10 protein-coding genes are annotated in these 8,571 nt (G+C 72.6%); 3 read left to right on the top strand and 7 right to left on the bottom strand.

The window, feature by feature from the left end; all coding sequences use genetic code 11:
* Nucleotides 1-103 precede the first annotated feature (103 nt).
* Both HET64_RS32700 and HET64_RS32695 read left to right on the top strand, forming a co-directional pair.
* Nucleotides 104-532, top strand: a complete 429-nt coding sequence (locus HET64_RS32700; RefSeq protein WP_215110780.1) for a hypothetical protein — start codon at nucleotides 104-106, stop codon at nucleotides 530-532.
* Nucleotides 533-621: 89 nt separating this feature from the next.
* Nucleotides 622-1,359, top strand: a complete 738-nt coding sequence (locus HET64_RS32695; RefSeq protein WP_215110779.1) for a class I SAM-dependent methyltransferase — start codon at nucleotides 622-624, stop codon at nucleotides 1,357-1,359.
* An 11-nt stretch (nucleotides 1,360-1,370) separates the two neighbouring features.
* Here HET64_RS32695 and HET64_RS32690 read toward each other — a convergent pair whose 3' ends face one another.
* Both HET64_RS32690 and HET64_RS32685 read right to left on the bottom strand, forming a co-directional pair.
* The gene (locus tag HET64_RS32690; protein ID WP_215110778.1) at nucleotides 1,371-2,747 is read right to left on the bottom strand and encodes an FAD-dependent oxidoreductase; all 1,377 of its coding nucleotides are present in this window, start codon (nucleotides 2,745-2,747) and stop codon (nucleotides 1,371-1,373) included.
* A gap of 88 nt (nucleotides 2,748-2,835) precedes the next feature.
* Entirely contained in the window at nucleotides 2,836-3,522 is a 687-nt protein-coding gene (locus tag HET64_RS32685; RefSeq protein WP_215110777.1) for a DUF305 domain-containing protein, read from the bottom strand.
* Nucleotides 3,523-3,681: 159 nt separating this feature from the next.
* Here HET64_RS32685 and HET64_RS32680 point away from each other — a divergent pair, with 159 nt between their 5' ends.
* Complete coding sequence (locus HET64_RS32680) at nucleotides 3,682-5,175, top strand: LVIVD repeat-containing protein (protein ID WP_215110776.1); 1,494 nt, start codon at nucleotides 3,682-3,684, stop codon at nucleotides 5,173-5,175.
* A gap of 305 nt (nucleotides 5,176-5,480) precedes the next feature.
* Here HET64_RS32680 and HET64_RS32675 read toward each other — a convergent pair whose 3' ends face one another.
* The 5 genes from HET64_RS32675 to HET64_RS32655 all read right to left on the bottom strand — a co-directional run.
* Nucleotides 5,481-5,657, bottom strand: a complete 177-nt coding sequence (locus tag HET64_RS32675) for a hypothetical protein (RefSeq protein WP_215110775.1) — start codon at nucleotides 5,655-5,657, stop codon at nucleotides 5,481-5,483.
* Between the two features lie 96 nt (nucleotides 5,658-5,753).
* On the bottom strand, nucleotides 5,754-6,449 hold the full coding sequence (locus tag HET64_RS32670; RefSeq protein ID WP_215110774.1) for an HAD family hydrolase: 696 nt from the start codon (nucleotides 6,447-6,449) through the stop codon (nucleotides 5,754-5,756).
* A gap of 11 nt (nucleotides 6,450-6,460) precedes the next feature.
* Nucleotides 6,461-7,174, bottom strand: coding sequence for a phosphatase PAP2 family protein (locus HET64_RS32665; RefSeq protein WP_215110773.1), 714 nt, complete (start codon nucleotides 7,172-7,174; stop codon nucleotides 6,461-6,463).
* Between the two features lie 100 nt (nucleotides 7,175-7,274).
* Nucleotides 7,275-8,210 carry a M56 family metallopeptidase gene (locus HET64_RS32660; RefSeq protein WP_215110772.1) on the bottom strand — a complete coding sequence of 312 codons (936 nt, stop codon included), beginning with the start codon at nucleotides 8,208-8,210 and terminating at the stop codon, nucleotides 7,275-7,277.
* A gap of 98 nt (nucleotides 8,211-8,308) precedes the next feature.
* A partial coding sequence (locus HET64_RS32655) for a DUF5134 domain-containing protein (protein ID WP_215110771.1) occupies nucleotides 8,309-8,571 on the bottom strand: 263 nt, incomplete at its 5' end.

The following is an 8,571-nucleotide window of genomic DNA, read 5'->3' as shown; positions in this document are numbered from 1 at the left end:
CCCGCGCGCCCCGCCGCCGGGTGCTGACATGCTGGCGGGGGCCGGACGACGGCCGGACGACGGCCTGGACACGGCCGGGGACAAGGACACCGAGGAGACGACGATGGGCAGCGGGATCACGGACGCCGACGGCCACGCGGTGCCGGTCACGGTCACCGCGGGCGAGCCCGCGCCGGTCGCGGTCGCCGCGGGGGAGCCCGGCCCCCGCGTCTCCATCCGGCTCTCGCCCCCGGCCGGCGAGCTCGTCTGGTCCTGCACCCCCGGGTCGGCCCGCGAACTGGCCGCCGTGCTCCTCCGGGCGGCCGAGGAGGCCGAGAACGCGCCGGGGGAGCCTCCCGTCACGGTCGAGGCGGGCGAGCTGCGCCGCGGTGACGTCCGCGACGGCGACCGGTCCATGACCGTGGAAAGCGCCCGGACCGACGGCTCCACGGTCCACGTCTCCTGGAAGTCCGGGGCGGGCCGCAGCTGGACCCAGGCGTACGCCGCCGATACCGCCATCACCCTCAAGCGGCGACTTTCCGAAGGACGTTGACGCTTCCACCCCGCCGGGCCCCGCCCGTGCCCCCGCCCGGCGCACCGACCGTCCGCGGCGGGTGCGCCGCGTCGGTAGGGTGGCCCGTGATGTTCACCAAACAGGGTCCCTCCGTGCGCGAACTGGCCGTTCAGGCGCTCTCCTCGACCGAGCGCGGATACGACCTCCTCGCCCCGAAGTTCGACCGGACGCCCTACCGCACCCCCGACCGGGTGCTCAACGCCGTCACCCGGGCGGTGAGCGAGCTCGGACCCTTCGACACCGGACTCGACGTCTGCTGCGGCACCGGCGCGGGGGTCGGCGTGCTCCGGCAGCTGTGCCGGGAGCGCGCTGTCGGCGTCGACTTCAGCGCGGGCATGCTCGCCCAGGCCCGTGCCGCCTTCCCGCCCGGGGGAGAGGGACCGGCGGTGCACTGGGTGCGGGCCGACGCCCGCTCCCTGCCCTTCGCACCCGCCTTCGATCTCGCCCTGAGCTTCGGCGCGTTCGGCCACTTCCTGCCCGCCGAACGCTTCGGCCTCTTCGCCGAGGTGCACGGATCGCTCCGGCCGGGCGGACAGTTCGTCTTCCCGATCGGCGCACCGCCCCCGGTGGGATCGCGCGCCTACTGGTCGCTGCTCGGCTTCGACGCGGCGATGCGGGTGCGCAACGCCCTGTGGCGCCCGCGGTTCGTCATGTACTACCGCACGTTCCCGCTCGGCGACGTGCTGGAGGACCTGACGCAGGCCGGATTCGCCGTGCGGCTGCTCCCGCTGACCGAGCTGGGCCCGCGCCCCGACGGCAGCCCCCGCGCCCGGCTGGTGGTGGCGACCCGGGAGGGCCAGGGCTAGCAGAACGCTGTTCAGCGGTCCCCGTCCCGGGCCGCTCCCAGCAGCCCCGGCCAGTCGGGGATCTTCACCGGGCCGCGCCCCAGCGAACGGCCCAGCTCCGCCTCCGCACGCTCGATCGACAGCCAGCCGGACCACTCCACCGGCCGCAGCCCCCACTCCCGCAGCACGGTCAGCGGATCGTCCGCAGCCGCGCGGCTCCTGAGCGCGGCCGCGTCCTCCAGGAGCGAGGCCACTGTCTCCTTGGCGCAGGAGCGGTTCGAACCGATCACCCCGGTCGGCCCCCGCTTGATCCACCCCGCCACGTACTCGCCCGGCGCCGGCGTCCCGTCCCGCAGCACCCGGCCCGCCGCGTGCGGCACCGTGCCGCGCACCGGATCGAACGGCAGTCCCGGCAGCTCCACGCCCCGGTAGCCGACCGCCCGCAGGACCAGTTGCGCCTCGACGTCCTCGTACACGCCGGTGTCCCGGACCCCGCCCCCGCTGTCCGGAGCCGTCCGGGCGAACCGCACCCCGGCGACCCGCCCGTCGCGCTCCAGCAGCTCCACCGGCCGCAGGAAGAACCGCAGCCGGATGCGGCGCCCGGCATCGGCCGCCGGCTCCCCGGCCGCCGACCAGCCGCGCAGGACCTCCAGGTTCCGCCGCACCACGGCGGGCGGCGGCAGCGCTCCGGGCAGGCCGTCCGGAGCGGCGTACGCGGGGTCGAGCGCGAGTTCCGCCGGGTCGACGACGACCCGCGCCCCGGGCAACGCCCCCAGTTCCCGCAGCTCCTTGGTGGTGAACCGGGCCTGGGAGGGGCCCCGGCGGCCCACGATGTGCACGTCACGCACCCGGCTCTCCTCCAGTGCGCTGAGCGCCGCGCGGGGCACGTCGGTGGCCCGCAGTTCGTCGGCGCCGCGGGCCAGGATCCGGGCCACGTCGACCGCCACGTTGCCCACGCCGATCACGACGGCCGAGCGGGCGTCCAGGACGAACGGGTCGGCGCCGACGTCCGGATGGGCGCTGTACCAGGAGACGAAGCGGGTGGCGGAGTAGCTGCCCGGCAGCCCCTCGCCCGGCACCGCGAGCGTCCGGTCGGCCGATGCCCCGACGCAGTAGACGACCGCGTGGTACAGCTCCGCGAGCCGGGCCGGGGAGACCCCTTCCGCCCCGCCGACGCCCACGTTGCCCACGAAGGTGACCCGGTCGTCCTCCAGCACCGCCCGCAGACTGTTCTGCAGCGACTTGATCTTCTCGTGGTCGGGGGCCACCCCGTACCGCACGAGTCCGTACGGGGTGGGCAGCCGGTCCAGGACGTGCACACGCACATCGGGCACGAGCGACTGCTGGAGCAGGGCCTGAGCGGTGTAGACCCCGCTGGGACCGGAACCGACGACGGCGACGGAGAGCACGGCGCACCTCTTCCCGGAGGTTCCCTCCAGGATGGCACCGCCGGGCCGATCCGCACCGTCCGGTGCACGGGGCGCTCGGCCGAGTGGCTCAGTCCATCAGCCCGCGCATCCGGTCGATCTCCACGGTCTGCTGGGCGACCACGTCGCTCGCCATCTCCTCGACGATGACGTCGTTCCCTTCGGTGAGCGCCTCCGTGGCCATGGTGATCGCCCCCTGGTGGTGGGTGACCATCAGCTCCAGGAAGAGCTTGTCGAAGGCCTTGCCGTCGGCGGCGCGCAACGTGTCGAGCTGGGCGTCGGTCGCCATGCCGGGCATCGCGCCGTGGTCGTGGCTCTCCTTGCGCCGGTCGCCGCCGTTCTTCTGCAGCCACCCCTTCATCGCGCCGATCTCCGGCTTCTGGCCTGCCGATATGCGATCCGCGAGCCGTTTGACGGTGTCGGCGGAGGCCCGTTCCGGGACGAGCCCGGTCATCACGATCGCCTGGCTGTGATGTTCGATCATCATCCGCGCGTAGCGGAAGTCGGCGGAGTTGGCGGTGTCCTGCCCGGCCTCCTCGACGGCCTCCTCCGCGGAGAGCGTCCGGGCGGGCTCACCCGGTCTGCCGGGCGCGACGACGCCCGGACCCGCGTCGTCGGCCTTGTCCGGCCTTCCGTCACCGCTGCCCGCGTCACAGGCTCCCAGGGCGAGCACGGCGGCAACCGCCGCCGCCGCGACAGCGGTTGAGCGCAGAGTTGCGGACCGGCGATGGATCAACACGGTGACCTCCTGTGCCACAGGGTTTTGTTGCAGACCGTCCTAACACGCTTCCACGGCGCGAAGATCAAAAACTTTTATTACGTCTGTGTTGCCATCTGTTGATGTGTACATGGGAGGGACGATACTGCCGGGGGTTCATGAACCGTTCGAACCCGAACGGAGAATAGGGAGGACGCAGTGACCTCGTTGCACACCACCCGCGTGCGGCGCAGACGTCTGGGTGCGGTGGCAGCCGCAGCCGGACTCCTCGCCACGCTGCTGACGGCCACCACGGCGGCCGCTACCCCCGACCCGGGCGATGCCCCGGCCGAGCGCGGGTCCGTCACCAAGAGCGAGCAGGCCGAGGCCAGGGCCGCGATCGCCGGTGGTGACATACCCGGCGTGGACGAGATCGTCCACAGCTCCAACATCAAGCACCTGACGAACGTGCCGAAGGGCGCCCTCAAGGGCCTCAACACGGACCTCGCCTTCCAGGGGAAGTACGCGTACGTCGGCAACTACGACGGCTTCGTCATCTACGACATCAGCAAGCCGAAGAAGCCCAGGACGGTCGCGCAGGTCCTCTGCCCCGGTTCGCAGAACGACATCTCGGTCTCCGGGAACCTGCTGTTCCTGTCGACGGACTCCTCGCGCAGCGACGACTCCTGCTCCAGCACCTCCCAGCCCGCCACGGAGAAGTCCTCCTGGGAGGGCATGAAGATCTTCGACATCAGCAACAAGCGGCAGCCGAAGTACATCGCCGCCGTGGAGACCGCCTGCGGTTCCCACACGCACACGCTGGTGCCGGACGGCAAGAAGAACGTGTACGTGTACGTCTCCTCGTACTCGCCCGACGAGACGTTCCCGGACTGCAAGCCGCCGCACGACGGGATCTCCATCATCAAGGTGCCGGTCAAGGCGCCGCAGAAGGCCCGGATCGTGAACTTCCCGGTGCTCTTCCCGGACGGCGGCAACCCCGGTGCGCCGGAGAACCCCGGTGTCTCCAAGACGACCGGCTGCCACGACATCACGGTGCTGCCGTCCAAGGACCTCGCCGCCGGCGCCTGCATGGGTGACGGTCTGCTGTTCTCCATCGAGGACCCGGAGAACCCGAGGATCATCGACCGTGTCCAGGACAACGTGAACTTCGCGTTCTGGCACTCGGCGACCTTCAACCAGGGTGCGAACAAGGTCGTCTTCACCGACGAGCTCGGTGGCGGCGGCGCGGCCACCTGCAACGCGGAGATCGGGCCCGAGCGGGGCGCCGACGGCATCTACGACATCGTCGGCAAGGGCGACAAGCGCAAGCTGGTCTTCCGCAGCTACTTCAAGATCGACCGGCACCAGGCCGACACCGAGGTCTGTGTCGCGCACAACGGCTCGATCATCCCGGTGAAGGGCCGCGACCTGATGGTCCAGGCCTGGTACCAGGGCGGCATCTCCGTATGGGACTTCACCAACTCCTCCAAGCCCAAGGAGATCGCCTTCTTCGAGCGCGGCCCGGTCACGCTCGACCAGGTCACCACGGCCGGCCCCTGGTCGGCGTACTACTACAACGGCCACATCTACTCCAGCGACATCGCCAAGGGCTTCGACGTGCTGAAGCTGAAGGACCGGCGCACCGACCCGGCCGAGCGGGTCGAGCTGGACGAGCTCAACGCGCAGACGCAGCCGGACTACTTCGACCGCTGATCCGTCAGGGTCCCGCGGTCCGGTTGTTCCTGCGTCCGGGGCCGGTGTCTGCCGGCGGGCGACCGCCCGGCAGACACCGGCCCCGGTGCGTGTGCCGCCGGAAATTCATTGACCGATGAGCCGGGTGGGGACATGCTGGATCCCTGCGACGGCGGACTCCGCAACTCCGGTCCCCGGCGCGGTCCGCGGCCGTGTCCCACGTGGCACGGCCGAGGGTGCGCCCGGATCCGGCGACGCGGGGGATCGCCGGATCGGGCGCGATCTCCGCACAGGATTCCGGCGCCGGCGCACCGCGGGTACGGCGGTCAGGCCGCGGTGCGGACGCTTCCGCCGGTGGCGGCGGCCCACTCCACCAGCAGCCGCTGGTACTCCGCCTCGTCCTGTGGCGTCAGGCACCCGCCCGAACGCTGCCACAGGTCGCGGATCTCCGCGTTGACCTCGGCTGCGGAACGAGTGGACAGGGACGACGGCATGGGGGACATGTCCACCAGGCTACGGCCACGAGCCGCTGCCCTTACCCCTTCCGCGGCGGGATATGCCTCACACCCCGGTCCGATCTCCTCTGTTCGCCGCGGGCCTCATTCCGGCACGAGACCCAGCGAACGCAGGCCGTCGGGCCGCTCCGCCACCGGCAGATGGTCCACGAACCGGACCCCGCAGCCCAGAGCGGCCGCGCCACCGTCCGCGCCCCGGTCGTCACCGACCATGACCACGTCCGCCGGATCCCGGCCGATCAGCGAACAGGCGATGCGGAACAGACCGGCGTCGGGCTTCTGGAGCCCGTGCTCGAAGGACAGGGCATAGGCGTCGACCAGGGCGTCCAGCCCGTGCGTGCGGAAGACCGGGCGCGGGTCCCACCCGATGTTGCTGACCACACACACCGCGATCCCCGCCCTCCGCAGCCCCGCCAGCACCTCCGCGGCGTCCGGATAGGGCTGCCAGGCCTCCGGCCGCCTGTGGCGGTCGTACAGCGCGTCGTACAGCCCCGGATCGGGCAGGGCGACGCCCCGGGCCAGCCCGGTGTACGCCTCGCGGTGCAGAGCGGCGCTCAGGTCCCGGCGGGACATCGCCCCGGCCAGCCGGTCGGGGACCCGGACCGGGGGCGGGCCGCCCGGGAGAGCACCTGCCTCCGTGAGCCCGCTCACGTACCGCTCGAAATCCTCCGGGGTGACGTCGACGCCCTCCTCGCGCAGCACGGCGGCGAGCCAGTCCCGGACCGGCTCGATACGGAACAGGGTCCCGGAGAAGTCGAACAGCACGCCTTTGACCACCATGGGCGCGATCCTCACCGGTCCGCCCCCGCGCCGGCAAGAGCGCCCTCCCTGGCCGCCGCGTACCGGGCGTACCCCGCGGCGCTCAACGCCACCACGGCCACCCCCAGCAGCGCACCGCCCACGACATCGGTCAGCCAGTGCACCCCCAGGTACACCCGGGTCGCCGCCACACCGACCGCCGAGACCACCGCCACGGCCAGCACCGCGGCCCGGGCGCCGGGACCCGCGCCGTACAGCCACAGCAGCCAGACGAACAGGCCGCAGGTCACGACGGCCGTCATGGCGTGCCCGGAGGGGAAGGCCGCGTAGTGGGCCGAGTCCACCGGATCGGGCCACTGCGGGCGCTCCCGGCCCACCGCCGCCTTGAGACCCTGCTGGAGGAGAGTGGCGATCAGGCTCGTCGCGGCCAGCCAGAGGGCGAGCGGGCGCGCGCCCCGCCACCACAGGGCGACCACCACCACCGCGATCAGGGCGCGCATGGTCCAGGGATCCCACACCCAGTCCGTCAGCACCCGGCTCACATGCACCAGACCGGGATCGGTCACCGCGTGCCGGTGCAGGGCGTCGGCGACCGACCTGTCCAGGGACATCAGGGGCGTCCAGCGCGCCGCCACCAGGACGAGCAGCACGAGAGCGGCCGCGCCGACGACGGCCCCGGCCCACAGGGCGGGCGGAGTACGGGCAGGGCGATCCGGCGAACGGAAGCGGAACAGGGGGGAGGACATGGGGTGATCCTCGCGGAGGACACCGCCCGAAGGCCAACCCGGGGTGCGACCAAGGGGTCCCGGGCACCGCTGCCCCGGTTCCTGACCCGGCGGACGCGCCCTAACCCAGCGCGCGGAGCCCCGGGACGAAGGCCACGAACACCGGGACGACCGGGACCAGCGCGGCGGCGGCCGTCAGCCGGAGCCTGCGGCCCGCCGTCAGCCGTTCGACCGGGGCCAGCAACCGGTTGACCCGGAGGGGCACTTGGGCCTGCGGGGTGGGGCAGGGGCCGAACACCCCACGGTCCTCGTTGAGTCCGACCAGGGCGAGCGCGGTCGTCAGCCGGCCGAAGCGGCGTGAGGCCACGTCGTCGGCGGCCAGTTCGACCAGCCGGTGCATCTCGTCGCGGAACGCGGCGAACACCGGGATCTGCGGGAAGCCGATCGCCAGCGCCGACGAGCAGTGCAGCAGCCAGTCGTGCCGGGCCTGGGCGTGCCCCTGCTCATGGGCGAGCACGGCATCGAGCTGACGCCCCTTCAGGCGGCCCAGCGCGGCGGTGGTGATGACGAGTTGCGGAGCCGTGCCGGGCAGCCACCAGGCGTCGGGGCGTTCGCCCTCCAGTACCACGAGGCGGTCGGCGCCCGGCTCCTCGCCCGGCATCAGCGGGGAACGCACCAGAAGTTCCGCCCGACGCTGCTTGCGGCGACGCCGTGCCCGCCGGATCTCCCTCAGCAGCATCGCCCCGGTCCACAGCCCGCCCATCGCCAGCAGCACCGCGATGACCGCCGACCACGGCCCGTACGCCGCCAGGGCGTACGCCTCGACGACGGCGTGCGGGGCGGGGGCGAAGACGTGGCCGCGCACCGCCTGCCAGGCGGCGGCCGCGCTCAGCGTCATGGACAGGGCGAACGACAGGAGGACCCCGGCCACCACGCACTGCCAGACCCACAGGGCCACGACCGGTTCGCGCTCCGGCCACCGGGCGCGCGCCATCACGCGAGGAGTCACCAGGGCGGTCAGTGCACCGAGCAGCAGCAGCGCGAGGGAGACCAGCATGGGCTCAGCTTATGAGGGGCGGGTCGGCCCGGGGTACGGCCGTGACCGGCAAGTGACGTAGACCACGGTTTGCCGGGGGTTCTGTCCCACTTCCTGTCTCACAGAGTGAGCAGCATGGCGAACATGCCGATGCCCATCGTCAGCCTGCACGCCGTGGTGAGCTCGGACAGGTCGTCCGATTCGCCTCCGAATCCTCCTGGGGTCCGGGGGGCGTGGAGCGTCCCGCCGGCCGGGACCATGACGGTCCCCGGCAGCAGGCGGCCGGCCGAGCCCAGCACGTAGAACGCGTAGTAGACGAGCAGCGCCCCGGTCAGCAGGGGTATGCCGCCGGCGCCGGATCCCGCCCCGTGCCCGGCATGCC

The organism is Streptomyces sp. McG3 (assembly GCF_018619185.1).
GTDB lineage: Bacteria > Actinomycetota > Actinomycetes > Streptomycetales > Streptomycetaceae > Streptomyces.
The sequence above is the reverse complement of the archived record's forward strand: the minus strand, read 5'-3'. Positions and strand labels throughout refer to the sequence as shown.

Coding starts and splice junctions, on each gene's coding strand:
- HET64_RS32700 (WP_215110780.1), top strand. CDS start 104: ATGGGCAGCGGGATCACGGACGCCGACGGCCACGCGGTGCCGGTCACG.
- HET64_RS32695 (WP_215110779.1), top strand. CDS start 622: ATGTTCACCAAACAGGGTCCCTCCGTGCGCGAACTGGCCGTTCAGGCG.
- HET64_RS32675 (WP_215110775.1), bottom strand. CDS start 5,657: ATGTCCCCCATGCCGTCGTCCCTGTCCACTCGTTCCGCAGCCGAGGTC.
- HET64_RS32670 (WP_215110774.1), bottom strand. CDS start 6,449: ATGGTGGTCAAAGGCGTGCTGTTCGACTTCTCCGGGACCCTGTTCCGT.
- HET64_RS32665 (WP_215110773.1), bottom strand. CDS start 7,174: ATGTCCTCCCCCCTGTTCCGCTTCCGTTCGCCGGATCGCCCTGCCCGT.
- HET64_RS32660 (WP_215110772.1), bottom strand. CDS start 8,210: ATGCTGGTCTCCCTCGCGCTGCTGCTGCTCGGTGCACTGACCGCCCTG.